Raw genomic sequence first — 14,557 nt, 5'->3', positions numbered from 1 at the left:
CATCCGACGTGGACTGCTGACCTACCTGTTTTGATGAAGGATGGATAGAACTCATGAACTTACACGAATATCAGGCGAAACAGTTGTTTGCAAGGTATGGCCTGCCGGCACCTGTCGGTTACGCCTGCACCACGCCGCGTGAAGCGGAAGAAGCTGCTTCCAAAATTGGCGCAGGTCCGTGGGTGGTGAAATGTCAGGTTCATGCCGGTGGCCGCGGTAAAGCGGGCGGCGTGAAAGTGGTTAACAGCAAAGAAGACATCCGTGCCTTTGCTGAACACTGGCTTGGCAAACGTCTTGTAACCTACCAAACGGACGCCAATGGCCAGCCGGTTCACCAGATTCTGGTTGAAGCCGCGACTGACATTGATAAAGAGCTGTATCTGGGCGCGGTAGTTGACCGTAGCTCCCGTCGCGTTGTGTTTATGGCTTCTACCGAAGGCGGCGTGGAAATCGAGAAAGTGGCGGAAGAAACCCCGCACCTGATCCACAAAGTGGCGCTCGATCCGCTGACCGGTCCGATGCCTTATCAGGGCCGTGAACTGGCGTTCAAACTGGGTCTGGAAGGTAAACAGGTTCAGCAGTTCACCAAAATTTTTATGGGCCTGGCGAATATTTTCCTTGAGCGCGACCTTGCGCTTATCGAAATCAACCCGCTGGTCATCACCAAACAGGGCGATCTGATTTGCCTCGACGGCAAACTGGGCGCCGATGGCAACGCATTGTTCCGTCAGCCAGAGCTGCGCGAAATGCGCGACCCAAGCCAGGAAGATGCGCGTGAGTCTCAGGCCGCGCAGTGGGAGCTGAACTACGTAGCGCTTGATGGCAACATCGGCTGCATGGTTAACGGCGCGGGCCTTGCGATGGGCACTATGGACATCGTTAAGCTGCACGGCGGCGAGCCTGCGAACTTCCTGGACGTTGGCGGAGGTGCTACCAAAGAGCGCGTGACCGAAGCCTTTAAAATCATTCTGTCTGACGACAAAGTGAAAGCGGTTCTGGTTAACATTTTCGGCGGTATCGTCCGTTGTGACCTGATCGCTGACGGCATTATCGGTGCCGTAGCGGAAGTGGGCGTAAACGTGCCGGTTGTCGTTCGTCTGGAAGGCAACAACGCCGAGCTGGGCGCGAAGAAACTGGCGGATAGTGGCCTGAATATTATTGCAGCGAAAAGTCTGACAGACGCAGCACAGCAGGTTGTTGCTGCCGTGGAGGGGAAATAATGTCCATTTTGATCGATAAAAACACCAAGGTAATTTGCCAGGGTTTCACCGGCAGCCAGGGGACTTTCCACTCCGAGCAGGCGATTGCATACGGTACGCAAATGGTTGGCGGCGTAACGCCAGGTAAAGGCGGCACCGAGCACCTCGGCCTGCCGGTCTTCAACACCGTGCGTGAAGCCGTTGAAGCAACGGGCGCGACCGCATCTGTTATTTATGTGCCAGCGCCGTTCTGCAAAGACTCCATTCTGGAAGCTATCGACGCGGGCATTAAGCTGATTATTACCATCACCGAAGGCATCCCGACGCTGGACATGCTGGCGGTGAAGGTGAAGCTTGACGAAGCTGGCGTGCGCATGATTGGGCCAAACTGCCCAGGCGTTATCACGCCGGGCGAATGCAAAATTGGCATCATGCCGGGTCATATTCACCTGCCGGGCAAAGTGGGCATCGTTTCCCGCTCCGGTACGCTAACCTATGAAGCCGTTAAGCAGACCACCGATATCGGTCTGGGCCAGTCCACCTGCGTGGGCATCGGCGGTGACCCGATTCCAGGCTCTAACTTTATCGATATCCTGAAGATGTTCCAGGAAGATCCGAAAACCGAAGCCATCGTGATGATCGGTGAAATCGGCGGTAGCGCAGAAGAAGAAGCCGCGGCCTACATCAAAGACCATGTAACCAAGCCGGTAGTGGGTTATATCGCTGGTGTAACCGCGCCGAAAGGCAAGCGCATGGGCCACGCGGGCGCCATCATCGCGGGGGGTAAAGGCACCGCGGATGAGAAGTTCGCAGCGCTGGAAGCCGCAGGCGTGAAAACCGTTCGCAGCCTCGCTGATATCGGCGATGCGCTGAAGGCGATTCTGCCGCAGTAATCGCGTTTCCCCGTCAGAGCGGGGAAGCCGTAGAACTAATAATAAATGTTCGACATGGTTGGCCACCCTTTGGGTGGCCTTTTTTATTTCAATATGAATACACAATTGGGCAGTTAAATACGCATTTAATTAAGCGCCACGCAAATGTATTCACAGCTTAGTTACTGTGGTTTTGCTAATCGTCACGACAGGTATAGTACCTTTCTGCTGGTGAATAAATAACGGTGCATTGGTATAATCAGGCGCGACGATAGATCCTTCATCGCTGTTTATTGAAACCGCTGCGTTTGCTGATTTCCTTGTCGCAATGGCAGAGAACTGTTGGTCAGTACTGGGTTGCCAGCAGTCAAATACCTCCAGACTGCGGCGATCATCGCCAAGATCGATACAAAGATTGGTGCCCGGCATCGCGCTACGGAACATATTGCCCTCGCGGTACCATTTCTGATTGGCGCTGTTGCCGCAAGGCCATATAACAAGTGGGGTATTCTTCACCGCACGCCCAAACAGTAAATCAACACACTGCGAGCCAATCATTAACTGGTTATCCTGATGGATGATTTTTTGGATGGAGGCGTTTTTATTACACTCTTCAACAATAATCCTGCGTCCCGAATCGTTAACGTTTCCGCCAGCAACGGACATGCACTGATTTGTGGCCTGGACAACGTATTGCCGCGATGCAAAGACGTTCTTATTAACGATTGCATCGATTAAACCCTGACCGGGGAAGTCGGCGGCTATAACCCCGGTGCGCTGGAGGCTATTTTTGTTCAGGTAATTTTTCGTCAGCGTGTTTGTGCCTTCAAAAGCAATGGTACAGATACCCACAAAGCATGAAACGCGGGGGAAGTCAGGGTAGTGATTTTTCCAGCCCGGGGTAGTTAAACCTGTGGCGAGGCGCGGTGCGCCGGTGCCACTACTGGAATGACCGCTAGCGATAAAATAGGGGAAGGAGCCGCCTGAGGCGCTTAAATGATTGATAGAAAATGCGTGTGCGCTTTTCTCTTTCTCGACAAAGTTTTTCACCTTGCCCCATTTATCGTAGAGGTCCCAGTTGGTTGTTACGCTGAAATCATCCTGCATATCGACCTGGTTTAATTCCGTTCCATCGACGTTAAAGGACGTCATAGGACGAACGTTATCGAACAGGAAGTAGATCTTTCCGCGTAATTCTTTAACCGGTGTGTTGGCAATATTCTGGTTACGCAAACTCTCTTTAACCCAGGGGCGATATTTCTTAATATATTCGCTGAAGGTTTCGCTTATTTGCCTTGTGTTATTTGTTCCTTCATATTCATCACGCACGCGCATAAATACGATTTCACGCGGGTTGGCTGTCAGAAAAGCAGTGGCCTGTCTCATGACGTCATCAAAATTTAATTTCTGATAAACAAAGCTATGGTGTATCGCAAAAGCATTATCAATATGGCGAACGCGAATATCCAGATAACGAATGCCGGAATTTAACTGCTGATCGATAGTCATTACCTGGTTGGCAACGCTGTCTCCGCCAAGTCGTGAGCCTGAGTCATGCGTTCCGGGAATACTGAGCTGCCAAATCGGAGTATTATCTGCAATATCTGACATCCAGCTATTTCGCGTGTAATTCATATTTTGCGGGTCGTGACTATATGCGTCGTCATTATGGGCGATCGCGCCGGGCGTAATAAATAGGGCACTTCCGAGCAGTAAATATTTGAACATACAATAAACATCCTTTTATATATGCGGGGCAATATTCTATGCAGCGGCAAGTTACGCGTACACTTAATACATATTTAACTGCATCTAACTTATTTAGACCGACCTATAATTGTTCATATCCTCCGTAGTCGAGGCTGGTGGATGATTTTTCACTGAGTTTTTTCGAGGGGGCTCGAAGGCAACCCGTGTGTTGCTGCTGGGGAATGGCTGCAACAGCGGATAATCACGGGCAGTTATTTTTCCGTTTTTCTGCGTTTAACCTGGATGCCTTTTGATAAACATGTCGTTAACAAGTGTTTTACTACTCATCTTAGACATAACATAAATTAACAAATCTCGAGATAAACTGCGTTAGATCAATATCTAATACTGGCATCTTGGTGTGGAAACATGGAAAATTGCGGCAGATCAAACTAGCTGGATAGCGATAATTTCGCTATATGTTGATCATTGTCGAGAAACGCAAAAAAGGCTTTGCAAATACCTATTTATTGTAAGGGGATTGCAAGGTAATATATTTGCGAATTTTATGAGTGCATTAATTAACGTATTTGTAACCTTTCCCCTTTTGCTGTCACATTTCAAGAATGGACGGTAGAAAGTAGTCTGGGAGCGAATGTTTTTGTATTAGGGCATGCGTTGTGGGGAGCCGGGTGGCGAACCATTGTCGAAGTCTTCATGCGAAGAGCAAGGAGTCAAGATGTTTGATATTGTCGAACTGTCGCGCTTACAGTTTGCCTTGACCGCGATGTACCACTTCCTGTTTGTGCCGCTGACGCTGGGTATGGCGTTTCTGCTGGCCATCATGGAAACGGTTTACGTTCTGTCAGGTAAACAAATCTATAAAGATATGACCAAGTTCTGGGGCAAGTTGTTTGGTATCAACTTTGCTCTGGGTGTTGCCACCGGTTTGACCATGGAGTTCCAGTTTGGGACTAACTGGTCTTACTACTCCCACTATGTTGGCGATATTTTCGGTGCGCCGCTGGCCATCGAAGGCCTGATGGCATTCTTCCTCGAATCCACCTTTGTCGGCCTGTTCTTCTTCGGCTGGGACCGTCTGGGTAAAGTTCAGCACATGGCAGTCACCTGGCTGGTAGCGCTTGGCTCCAACCTTTCTGCGCTGTGGATTCTGGTGGCGAACGGTTGGATGCAAAACCCAATCGCATCAGACTTCAACTTCGAAACCATGCGTATGGAAATGGTCAGCTTCTCCGAGCTGGTCTTAAACCCGGTTGCTCAGGTTAAATTCGTGCATACCGTGGCATCCGGCTACGTTTGCGGCGCGATGTTCATCCTCGGTATCAGCTCCTACTATATGCTCAAAGGCCGTGACTTCGCGTTTGCGAAGCGCTCTTTTGCTATTGCAGCAAGCTTTGGTATGGCGGCGATTCTTTCCGTTATCGTGCTGGGTGATGAATCCGGTTACGAAATGGGCGACGTGCAGAAAACCAAGCTGGCCGCAATTGAAGCCGAGTGGGAAACCCAACCGGCTCCGGCAGCCTTTACGCTGTTTGGTATTCCTAATCAGGATAAGCAGGAAAACAGCTTCGCTATTCAAATCCCTTACGCGCTGGGCATCATTGCTACCCGCTCCGTGGATAAGCAGGTTACCGGTCTGAAAGACCTGATGGTGCAGCACGAAGAGCGTATCCGTAACGGTATGAAGGCCTACGGCCTGCTGGAAGAGTTACGCGGCGGGTCAACCGACCAGACCGTGCGTGACGATTTCAACAATATTAAGAAAGACCTCGGTTACGGCCTGCTGCTGAAACGCTATACCCCGAACGTCACCGACGCGACGGAAGAGCAGATTCAGAAAGCCACCAAAGATTCTATCCCACGCGTAGCGCCGCTGTACTTCGCGTTCCGTATCATGGTTGGCTGCGGTTTCCTGATGCTGTTTATCATTGCGGCCTCGTTCTGGACCGTCACCCGTAACGCAATCGGCTCGAAGAAATGGTTGCTGCGCGCGGCGCTGTACGGCATCCCGCTGCCGTGGATTGCGATTGAATCCGGCTGGTTTGTTGCCGAGTACGGTCGTCAGCCTTGGGCCATCGGTGAGGTATTACCAACGGCCGTGGCAAACTCCTCGCTGACCGTGGGCGATCTGCTGTTCTCCATGATTCTGATTTGCGGTCTGTACACGCTGTTTATGGTGGCGGAGCTGTTCCTGATGTTCAAATTTGCTCGCCTTGGGCCGAGCAGTCTGAAAACAGGTCGCTATCACTTTGAGCAGTCCAACGTGGCTTCTCAGCCGGCACGCTAAGACAGGAGTCGTCAAATGATCGATTATGAAGTATTGCGTTTTATCTGGTGGCTGCTGGTCGGCATCTTGCTGATTGGTTTTGCCATCACCGATGGCTTCGACATGGGCGTTGGGATGCTGTCCCGCGTGATTGGTCGTAGCGACGTTGAGCGCCGCATCATGGTTAACTCCATCGCGCCGCACTGGGACGGCAACCAGGTATGGCTCATCACCGCGGGTGGTGCGCTGTTTGCCGCATGGCCAATGGTTTACGCCGCCGCGTTCTCCGGCTTCTATGTTGCGATGATCCTCGTGCTGGCTTCATTGTTCTTCCGCCCGGTTGGTTTCGACTACCGTTCGAAGATTGAAGACATGCGCTGGCGCAACATGTGGGACTGGGGCATCTTCATCGGTAGCTTCGTTCCACCGCTGGTGATTGGCGTGGCGTTCGGTAACCTGTTGCAGGGCGTACCTTTCCATATGGATGAGTACATGCGCCTGTACTACACCGGCAACTTCTTCCAGCTGCTTAATCCGTTTGGCCTGCTGGCGGGCGTGGTTAGCGTTTCCATGATTATCGCGCAGGGTGCAACCTACCTGCAGATGCGTACCGTAGGTGAGCTCCATCTGCGTGCACGCGCTGCGGCACAGATTGCAGCACTGGTGATGATGGTTTGCTTCGTGCTGGCGGGTGTCTGGGTGATGTATGGCATTGACGGCTATGTTGTGACTTCAGAAATGAATCATCACGCTGCCTCTAACCCGATGACCAAAGAAGTGGCTCGTCAGGCTGGTGCATGGATGGTGAACTTTAACAACATGCCACTCCTGTGGATCATCCCGGCGCTGGGCGTTGTGCTGCCGTTGCTGACCGTGCTGATGTCTCGTCTGGAGAAAGGGGCGATGGCCTTCCTGTTCTCCTCCTTGACGCTGGCTTGCGTGATCCTGACCGCAGGCATCGCAATGTTCCCGTTCGTTATGCCTTCAAGCACTATGCTGAACGCTAGCCTGACAATGTGGGATGCGACCTCAAGCCAGCTGACGCTGAACCTTATGACTTACGTTGCTCTGGTATTCGTACCGATCATTCTTATCTACACCACCTGGTGTTATTGGAAAATGTTCGGGCGTATTACTAAAGAAGACATCGAAAGCAACACCCACTCTCTGTACTAAGTAAGGAGCTGATTATGTGGTACTTTGCATGGATTTTGGGGACGCTTCTTGCCTGTGCTTTTGGCATTATTACCGCGCTTGCGCTTGAGCACGTAGAAGCTGCGAAAGCCGGGAAAGAAGAACACTGATGGAAGGAATTATCGCAAAGCTGTATGCGGTAATGGATAAGAGCCCTTTAAGGGCTCTTTCCTTGATCATGGCGCTGGTCCTGGCAGGTTGTATGTTCTGGGACCCAACGCGCTTTGCCGCGAAGACCAGCGATCTGGAAATCTGGCACGGTTTTCTGATGATGTGGGCCGTTTGCGCCGGCGTTATTCACGGTGTAGGTTTTCGGCCTAAAAAGGTACTTTGGCAGGGTGTTTTTTGCCCTTTAATCGCCCAGCTTGTGCTGCTTGCCGGGCTGCTGTTTTTCTTCTTCTGACCCTTCCCTGAACGCGAACTCGTTTACCTAAAATTTATGGGCTTTAACAAGCCCATAAATTTTTACCTAACGTTTACTACAACCCATTCCCAACCCCTATGCTCTTGCGTATAGTAGCAACGTTTAATGGCATTACCGGGATGTAAAGTGAGTACAACGCTGTTTCGATGGCCGGTTCGTGTCTACTACGAAGATACCGATGCCGGTGGTGTGGTTTATCACGCCAGTTATGTTGCTTTTTATGAAAGAGCACGCACTGAGATGCTGCGCCAGCACCACTTTAACCAACAAGATTTGTTGGCGGAGCGCATCGCCTTTGTCGTACGCAGGATGACAGTCGATTATCTTGCGCCTGCCCGACTCGACGATTTACTCGAAATCCAAAGTGAAATTACCTCGATGCGCGGTACCTCTATGGTATTTACGCAGCGAATAGTCAATGCCGATGGCCGGGTACTCAACGAAGCTGAGGTCCTGATCGTTTGCGTTGATCTTCTCTCAATGAAGCCTCGTGCGCTTCCCAAGTCTATTGTCGCGGAGTTCAAGCAGTGACTGACATGAATATCCTTGATTTGTTCCTGAAGGCAAGCCTTCTGGTCAAATTTATCATGTTGATTTTGATTGGTTTTTCCATTGCATCATGGGCAATCATCATTCAGCGTACGCGCATCCTCAATACCGCCACCCGCGAAGCGGAAGCGTTTGAAGATAAGTTCTGGTCGGGTATCGAACTGTCCCGTCTTTATCAAGAAAGCCAGGGCCGCCGTGACAACCTTGCGGGTTCTGAACAGATTTTCTATTCAGGGTTCAAAGAGTTTGCTCGCCTGCATCGCGCCAATACCCATGCCCCGGAAGCGGTGGTTGATGGGGCCGCGCGAGCAATGCGTATTTCTATGAGCCGTGAGCTCGAAACGCTTGAAACTCATATTCCTTTTCTTGGTACCGTGGGTTCCATCAGCCCGTATATCGGCCTGTTTGGTACGGTATGGGGGATCATGCATGCCTTTATCGCACTGGGTGCGGTGAAACAGGCGACGCTGCAAATGGTAGCGCCTGGTATCGCAGAAGCACTGATTGCGACAGCGATCGGTCTGTTTGCCGCCATTCCAGCGGTTATGGCGTACAACCGTCTGAACCAGCGCGTGAACAAACTGGAATTGAATTACGACAACTTTATGGAAGAGTTCACGGCTATCCTGCACCGTCAGGCTTTTACCAGCAGCGATAAGCAGTAAGGGGTAAGTCATGGCCAGACGTACACGCGGTCGTCGTGAACTGAAGTCAGAAATTAACATCGTACCTCTGCTGGACGTGCTTTTGGTTCTGCTGCTGATCTTTATGGCGACAGCGCCCATCATCACGCAGAGCGTAGAGGTTGACCTGCCGGATGCGACAGATTCGCAGACGGTGAGCAGCAACGATGAGCCGCCGGTCATTATTGAAGTGTCCGGGGTAGGGCAGTACAGCGTGGTGGTTGAGAAAGATCGTATGGACCAGTTGCCGTCCGAGCAGGTTGTTGCAGAAGCGCAACGCCGCCTGCAGGCAAACCCTAAAACGGTCTTTTTGATCGGCGGTGCCAAAGATGTTCCTTACGAGGAAATTATTAAGGCACTGAACCTGTTGCATAGCGCGGGCGTGAAATCCGTCGGCTTGATGACGCAGCCAATCTGATCTACCTCGCTATATTTGGGAACCGAGAGTGTCAAAGGCAACCACAGAAAACGATAAGCTCAAACGCGCGATAATCGTCTCAGTGATCCTGCATATCATCCTGATTGCAATCCTGATATGGAGTTCGTTTGACGAGCATATAGACGCCAGTGCGGGTGGCGGCGGTGGATCGTCCATTGACGCGGTCATGGTCGACCCAGGCGCCGTTGTTCAGCAGTACAACCGCGAGCAGCAACAGCAGGCGAGCAGCAAACGTGCTGCTGAACAGCGCGAGAAACAGGCGCAACAACAGGCTGAAGAGCTTCAGGAAAAACAGGCTGCTGAGCAGCAGCGCCTGAAGGCCCTGGAGAAAGAACGTCTGGAGGCGCAGGAACAGGCCAAGCAGCAGGCTGAGCAGCAGAAACAGGCGCAGGAAGCGGCTAAAGAAGCGCAGGAGCAGCAGAAGCAAGCCGAAGCGGCAGCGGCGAAAGCCAAAGCAGACGCGAAAGCTCAGGCTGATGCTCAGGCAAAAGCCGCTGAAGAAGCAGCGAAGAAAGCCGCCGCTGACGCACAGAAAAAAGCCACGGAAGAAGCGGCTAAAAAAGCTGCTGATGCCCAGAAGAAAGCGGCAGCAGAAGCCGCTGCGGCGGCGAAGAAAGCTCAGCAGGATGCTGAGAAGAAAGCTGCCGATGCCGCTGCGAAAAAAGCTCAGCAAGATGCTGAGAAGAAAGCCGCTGCGGAAGCTGCGAAACAGGAAGCTAAGGAAGCTGCCAAAGCAGCTGCAGCCGAAAAAGCCGCCGCTGAGAAAGCCGCTTCTGAAAAAGCAGCAGCCGATAAGGCCGCAGCCGCAAAAGCCGCCGCGGATAAGAAAGCTGCTGCCGATGCTAAGAAAAAAGCTGCAGCTGAGAAAGCCGCTGCCGATAAAGCAGCAGCGCAGGGCGTTGACGATCTGTTTGGCGACCTGAGCTCGGGTAAGAATGCACCGAAAACTGGCGGCGGAGCGAAGGGAGATAGCGCAGCCGCGGCCGGTAAAGGGAATAATAAAAACAATGGCGCTTCTGGTGCCGATATCAACAACTATGCAGGCCAGATAAAGTCGGCGATCGAAAGTAAGTTTTACAACGATCCTTCCTTTGCCGGTAAAACCTGCTCACTGCGTGTCAAACTGGCACCGGATGGCATGTTGCTCGATATCAAATCAGAAGGCGGTGATCCGGCACTTTGTCAGGCAGCTGTTGCGGCAGCCCGTCTGGCTAAGATTCCAAAACCACCTAGCCAGGACGTTTATGAAGTCTTTAAAAACGCGCCACTGGACTTCAAACCTTAACGGCATTTCCCCGCGTAAGTGGGGAAAACCTGACTAAGCTGTGTCAAAGGGTTTTGGTAGTTTTGTGTATTTGGGTTTGTTAACATTCTGCTAAATTATCGTGGGCTTTCCGCCTGGATAAGGGAGATATGATGAAGCAGGCATTTCGAGTAGCTTTAAGTTTCTTGATGCTGTGGGCAGCGGTGCTGCATGCAGAAGTTCGTATTGAAATCACACAGGGTGTGGATTCTGCACGTCCAATTGGCGTGGCTCCGTTTAAATGGGCGGGTCCGGGTGCGGCACCTGAAGATGTTGGCGGCATTGTTGCAGCTGACTTGCGTAACAGCGGCAAATTTAACCCGCTGGATCGTTCCCGCTTGCCGCAGCAGCCTGGCTCCGCCCAGGAAGTGCAGCCAGCCGCCTGGACCGCTCTGGGTATTGACGCTGTAGTCGTTGGGCAGGTAACACCAAACGGTGACGGCAGCTATACCGTTGCTTACCAACTGGTGGATACCTCCGGCGCGCCGGGTACGGTTCTGGCTCAGAACTCTTACAAGGTGAACAAACAGTGGCTGCGCTATGCTGGCCATACCGCAAGCGATGAAGTGTTTGAGAAGCTGACCGGTATCAAAGGTGCGTTCCGCACTCGTATTGCTTATGTCGTGCAGACCAACGGTGGCCAGTTCCCGTATGAACTGCGCGTATCCGATTACGATGGCTACAACCAGTTTGTCGTACACCGTTCTCCGCAGCCTTTGATGTCACCGGCCTGGTCTCCAGACGGTAGCAAACTGGCTTACGTCACCTTCGAAAGCGGTCGTTCTGCGCTGGTTATCCAGACGCTGGCGAGTGGCGCTGTGCGTCAGGTTGCTTCTTTCCCGCAGCATAACGGTGCACCGGCGTTCTCACCAGACGGTAGCAAACTGGCATTCGCTTTGTCGAAAACCGGTAGCCTGAATCTGTATGTGATGGACATTGGCTCTGGTCAGATTAGCCAGATCACCAACGGTCGTAGCAACAACACGGAGCCAACCTGGTTCCCGGACAGCCAGAATCTGGCTTACACCTCCGATCAGGCCGGTCGTCCGCAAATTTATAAAGTGAATATCAACGGCGGGGCTCCACAGCGTATTTCCTGGGAAGGTTCTCAGAACCAGGATGCTGACGTGAGTTCTGACGGTAAGTTTATGGTAATGGTGAGCTCCGCAAGCGGCCAGCAACACATTGCCAAACAGGATCTGGTAGCGGGTGGCGTACAAACTTTATCGTCAACGTTCCTGGATGAAACGCCAAGTCTGGCACCTAACGGCACTATGGTAATCTACAGCTCTTCTCAGGGGATGGGATCCGTGCTGAATTTGGTTTCAACAGATGGGCGTTTCAAAGCGCGTCTTCCGGCAACCGATGGTCAGGTTAAATCTCCTGCCTGGTCGCCGTATCTGTGATAATAAAATATTAAAGGATCAAAGAAATGCAACTGAATAAAGTGCTGAAAGGGCTGATGATTGCTCTGCCTGTTATGGCTATCGCGGCTTGTTCTTCTAACAAGAATGCAAGCAACGACAGCGGTGAAGGCATGCTGGGTGCCGGCACTGGTATGGATGCTAACGGTCAAGGCAACATGTCTTCCGAAGAGCAGGCTCGTCTGCAGATGCAACAGCTTCAGCAGAACAACATCGTATACTTCGGTCTGGACAAATACGATGTGAGCTCTGAATTCGCTGCAATGCTGGATGCACACGCTAACTTCCTGCGTAGCAACCCGTCTTACAAAGTGACCGTAGAAGGTCATGCGGATGAGCGCGGTACCCCAGAATACAACATCGCCCTGGGCGAACGTCGTGCTAACGCCGTTAAGATGTATCTGCAAGGTAAAGGCGTTTCTGCAGACCAGATCTCCATCGTTTCTTACGGTAAAGAAAAACCTGCAGTACTGGGTCATGACGAAGCGGCTTACGCTAAAAACCGTCGTGCCGTACTGGTTTACTAAGAGAATTGCATGAGCAGTAACTTCAGACATCACTTGTTGAGTCTGTCGTTACTGGTTGGCATAGCGGCCCCTTGGGCCGCTAATGCTCAGGCGCCAATCAGTAGTGTCGGCTCAGGCTCGGTCGAAGACCGTGTCACTCAACTCGAGCGTATTTCTAATGCTCACAGTCAGCTTTTAACCCAACTCCAGCAGCAACTCTCCGACAACCAAAACGATATTGACTCCCTGCGTGGTCAGATTCAGGAAAGCCAGTATCAGCTCAATCAGGTTGTGGAGCGTCAGAAGCAGATTTTGCTGCAGATAGACGGTCTCAGTAACGGCGGTGCCGCGGCGGGGCAATCTACCGGTGGCGATCAGGGTGCGGCTGCGGCAACACCAGACAGCGGTGCGTCTAATAACGCGCCTGCTGCTGCGCCTGTGCAGGGCGGAGACGCAAACAGCGATTACAATGCGGCAATCGCCCTGGTGCAGGACAAAGCGCGCCAGGACGAAGCAATGGCTGCTTTTCAGAGCTTCGTGAAGAAATACCCGGATTCAACCTACCAGCCGAATGCGAATTACTGGCTAGGGCAGTTGAATTACAACAAAGGTAAGAAGGATGACGCGGCGTTTTATTTTGCCTCCGTGGTGAAAAATTATCCGAAGTCACCGAAAGCGCCTGACGCTATGTATAAAGTCGGGCTGATCATGCAGGATAAAGGCGATACCGCGAAAGCGAAAGCCGTCTATCAGCAGGTGATCAAACAGTTCCCCAATACCGATGGCGCAAAGCAGGCGCAAAAACGTCTGAATGCGATGTAATGTCTGCGGCTTGACCAGATAATCGCTGTTTTTCTGGTCGTGCCGCACGATTACTAAGCAGGTAAGCGATCTGGATCAAAATTCTTGTTGCGTCAAAATCTTAAATCAGTAATATATGCCGCCGTTGCCGGGGGATATGTATCTAACCGGAAATGACACGAAAATGGGTCGTTAGCTCAGTTGGTAGAGCAGTTGACTTTTAATCAATTGGTCGCAGGTTCGAATCCTGCACGACCCACCAATTTCGATGTCTTGTTTAAAAGAGTGCAGTAACCGCATAGCGGGTCGTTAGCTCAGTTGGTAGAGCAGTTGACTTTTAATCAATTGGTCGCAGGTTCGAATCCTGCACGACCCACCACTTTCTAAGTGGTTAGAAGTAAGTGAATCGTGAAGGGTTTGAACCTGTAGCAGGTTCGAGTTGAGCGTAAGCGAAACAGCGTTGTTTCACCAACGACCCGAAGGGTGAGGCCAAAGGCCGAATCATCCTGCACGACCCACCATCATTTAGATGAATGCCTCTTTGAAAACACTCAGTAACCGCACAGCGGGTCGTTAGCTCAGTTGGTAGAGCAGTTGACTTTTAATCAATTGGTCGCAGGTTCGAATCCTGCACGACCCACCACTTTCTAAGTGGTTAGAAGTAAGTGAATCGTGAAGGGTTTGAACCTGCAGCAGGTTCGAGTTGAGCGTAAGCGAAACAGCGTTGCTTCAGCAACGACCCCAAGGGTGAGGCCAAAGGCCGAATCATCCTGCACGACCCACCATCTTTTTAGATGATTGCCTTATTGAGAACACGCATTAACCGCACAGCGGGTCGTTAGCTCAGTTGGTAGAGCAGTTGACTTTTAATCAATTGGTCGCAGGTTCGAATCCTGCACGACCCACCACTTCCTAAGTGGTTAGAAGTAAGTGAATCGTGAAGGGTTTGAACCTGCAGCAGGTTCGAGTTGAGCGTAAGCGAAACAGCGTTGCTTCAGCAACGACCCGAAGGGTGAGGCCAAAGGCCGAATCATCCTGCACGACCCACCAATGTATTAAGGCGCCCTAAAGGCGCCTTTTTGCTATCTGGGATTTATGAAGTTCTTAGCCCTGTACTGCTTTTGTAGGGTGGATAAGCACGAGCGCCATCCACCGACACACTCGACTATTTTGCGGTAGATGGCGAC

Annotated in this window: 14 protein-coding genes, 4 tRNA genes and 3 other RNA genes; 20 read left to right on the top strand and 1 reads right to left on the bottom strand. The window is 51.7% G+C overall.

The annotated features are described in order from the left end of the window. Positions 1-53: 53 nt before the first annotated feature. Together sucC and sucD are read left to right on the top strand one after the other, a co-directional pair. Positions 54-1,220 (top strand): ADP-forming succinate--CoA ligase subunit beta, encoded by a 1,167-nt coding sequence (gene sucC, locus ACSPHG_RS16325; protein ID WP_435954546.1) that lies wholly within the window; start codon positions 54-56, stop codon positions 1,218-1,220. Beyond that, entirely contained in the window at positions 1,220-2,092 is an 873-nt protein-coding gene (gene sucD, locus ACSPHG_RS16320; RefSeq protein WP_435954545.1) for a succinate--CoA ligase subunit alpha, read from the top strand. Before sucC ends, sucD begins: the two co-directional genes overlap by 1 nt. 150 nt (positions 2,093-2,242) lie before the next feature. On the opposite strand, the gene ACSPHG_RS16315 is transcribed toward sucD, so the two are convergent. Continuing rightward, on the bottom strand, positions 2,243-3,799 hold the full coding sequence (locus ACSPHG_RS16315) for a phosphatidylinositol-specific phospholipase C domain-containing protein (RefSeq protein WP_435954544.1): 1,557 nt from the start codon (positions 3,797-3,799) through the stop codon (positions 2,243-2,245). A gap of 700 nt (positions 3,800-4,499) precedes the next feature. Between ACSPHG_RS16315 and cydA the strand changes: the two genes are divergently transcribed. The 18 genes from cydA to ACSPHG_RS16225 all read left to right on the top strand — a co-directional run bounded on the left by cydA (position 4,500) and on the right by ACSPHG_RS16225 (position 14,420). Continuing rightward, on the top strand, positions 4,500-6,068 hold the full coding sequence (cydA, locus tag ACSPHG_RS16310) for a cytochrome ubiquinol oxidase subunit I (protein WP_435954543.1): 1,569 nt from the start codon (positions 4,500-4,502) through the stop codon (positions 6,066-6,068). A 15-nt stretch (positions 6,069-6,083) separates the two neighbouring features. Beyond that, the gene (gene cydB, locus ACSPHG_RS16305; RefSeq protein WP_435954542.1) at positions 6,084-7,223 is read left to right on the top strand and encodes a cytochrome d ubiquinol oxidase subunit II; all 1,140 of its coding nucleotides are present in this window, start codon (positions 6,084-6,086) and stop codon (positions 7,221-7,223) included. Between the two features lie 14 nt (positions 7,224-7,237). After that, positions 7,238-7,351, top strand: coding sequence for a cytochrome bd-I oxidase subunit CydX (cydX, locus tag ACSPHG_RS16300; protein WP_064544874.1), 114 nt, complete (start codon positions 7,238-7,240; stop codon positions 7,349-7,351). Continuing rightward, positions 7,351-7,644 (top strand): cyd operon protein YbgE, encoded by a 294-nt coding sequence (ybgE, locus tag ACSPHG_RS16295; protein ID WP_435954541.1) that lies wholly within the window; start codon positions 7,351-7,353, stop codon positions 7,642-7,644. The genes cydX and ybgE overlap by 1 nt, the downstream gene beginning before the upstream one ends. A 147-nt stretch (positions 7,645-7,791) precedes the next feature. Beyond that, positions 7,792-8,196: a tol-pal system-associated acyl-CoA thioesterase gene (gene ybgC, locus ACSPHG_RS16290; RefSeq protein ID WP_367594026.1), complete on the top strand. Its 405-nt coding sequence runs from the start codon at positions 7,792-7,794 to the stop codon at positions 8,194-8,196. Then, entirely contained in the window at positions 8,193-8,879 is a 687-nt protein-coding gene (gene tolQ / locus ACSPHG_RS16285; RefSeq protein ID WP_202303823.1) for a Tol-Pal system protein TolQ, read from the top strand. Before ybgC ends, tolQ begins: the two co-directional genes overlap by 4 nt. 10 nt (positions 8,880-8,889) lie before the next feature. Beyond that, entirely contained in the window at positions 8,890-9,315 is a 426-nt protein-coding gene (gene tolR, locus ACSPHG_RS16280; protein ID WP_435954540.1) for a colicin uptake protein TolR, read from the top strand. 28 nt (positions 9,316-9,343) lie between these two features. Further along, positions 9,344-10,621, top strand: a complete 1,278-nt coding sequence (gene tolA / locus ACSPHG_RS16275) for a cell envelope integrity protein TolA (protein WP_435954539.1) — start codon at positions 9,344-9,346, stop codon at positions 10,619-10,621. 131 nt (positions 10,622-10,752) lie between these two features. Next, positions 10,753-12,045 (top strand): Tol-Pal system beta propeller repeat protein TolB, encoded by a 1,293-nt coding sequence (gene tolB, locus ACSPHG_RS16270; protein WP_435954538.1) that lies wholly within the window; start codon positions 10,753-10,755, stop codon positions 12,043-12,045. 26 nt (positions 12,046-12,071) lie between these two features. Next, the gene (pal, locus tag ACSPHG_RS16265; protein WP_435954537.1) at positions 12,072-12,590 is read left to right on the top strand and encodes a peptidoglycan-associated lipoprotein Pal; all 519 of its coding nucleotides are present in this window, start codon (positions 12,072-12,074) and stop codon (positions 12,588-12,590) included. Positions 12,591-12,599: 9 nt separating this feature from the next. Further along, complete coding sequence (gene cpoB / locus ACSPHG_RS16260) at positions 12,600-13,391, top strand: cell division protein CpoB (RefSeq protein WP_435954536.1); 792 nt, start codon at positions 12,600-12,602, stop codon at positions 13,389-13,391. Between the two features lie 165 nt (positions 13,392-13,556). Continuing rightward, positions 13,557-13,632: transfer RNA gene (locus tag ACSPHG_RS16255), tRNA-Lys, on the top strand. Between the two features lie 41 nt (positions 13,633-13,673). Then, a tRNA-Lys gene (locus tag ACSPHG_RS16250) sits at positions 13,674-13,749 on the top strand. 15 nt (positions 13,750-13,764) lie between these two features. Next, positions 13,765-13,891: non-coding RNA, RtT sRNA (locus ACSPHG_RS16245), on the top strand. A 46-nt stretch (positions 13,892-13,937) separates the two neighbouring features. After that, a tRNA-Lys gene (locus ACSPHG_RS16240) sits at positions 13,938-14,013 on the top strand. A gap of 15 nt (positions 14,014-14,028) precedes the next feature. Continuing rightward, a non-coding RNA gene (locus ACSPHG_RS16235) (RtT sRNA) lies at positions 14,029-14,155 on the top strand. Positions 14,156-14,202: 47 nt separating this feature from the next. Beyond that, a tRNA-Lys gene (locus tag ACSPHG_RS16230) sits at positions 14,203-14,278 on the top strand. Positions 14,279-14,293: 15 nt separating this feature from the next. After that, positions 14,294-14,420: non-coding RNA, RtT sRNA (locus ACSPHG_RS16225), on the top strand. Positions 14,421-14,557: the final 137 nt, after the last annotated feature.

It is taken from the genome of Dryocola baronae (assembly GCF_051297175.1).
Classification (GTDB): Bacteria; Pseudomonadota; Gammaproteobacteria; order Enterobacterales; family Enterobacteriaceae; genus Dryocola.
Note: the sequence above shows the minus strand (reverse complement) of the source record. Positions and strands in the feature narration are given on the sequence as shown.

Excerpts from the sequence above, each read along its gene's own strand:
- sucC (WP_435954546.1), top strand. The coding sequence starts at position 54 with ATGAACTTACACGAATATCAGGCGAAACAGTTGTTTGCAAGGTATGGC.
- sucD (WP_435954545.1), top strand. The coding sequence starts at position 1,220 with ATGTCCATTTTGATCGATAAAAACACCAAGGTAATTTGCCAGGGTTTC.
- ACSPHG_RS16315 (WP_435954544.1), bottom strand. The coding sequence starts at position 3,799 with ATGTTCAAATATTTACTGCTCGGAAGTGCCCTATTTATTACGCCCGGC.
- cydA (WP_435954543.1), top strand. The coding sequence starts at position 4,500 with ATGTTTGATATTGTCGAACTGTCGCGCTTACAGTTTGCCTTGACCGCG.
- cydB (WP_435954542.1), top strand. The coding sequence starts at position 6,084 with ATGATCGATTATGAAGTATTGCGTTTTATCTGGTGGCTGCTGGTCGGC.
- cydX (WP_064544874.1), top strand. The coding sequence starts at position 7,238 with ATGTGGTACTTTGCATGGATTTTGGGGACGCTTCTTGCCTGTGCTTTT.
- ybgE (WP_435954541.1), top strand. The coding sequence starts at position 7,351 with ATGGAAGGAATTATCGCAAAGCTGTATGCGGTAATGGATAAGAGCCCT.
- tolR (WP_435954540.1), top strand. The coding sequence starts at position 8,890 with ATGGCCAGACGTACACGCGGTCGTCGTGAACTGAAGTCAGAAATTAAC.
- tolB (WP_435954538.1), top strand. The coding sequence starts at position 10,753 with ATGAAGCAGGCATTTCGAGTAGCTTTAAGTTTCTTGATGCTGTGGGCA.
- pal (WP_435954537.1), top strand. The coding sequence starts at position 12,072 with ATGCAACTGAATAAAGTGCTGAAAGGGCTGATGATTGCTCTGCCTGTT.
- cpoB (WP_435954536.1), top strand. The coding sequence starts at position 12,600 with ATGAGCAGTAACTTCAGACATCACTTGTTGAGTCTGTCGTTACTGGTT.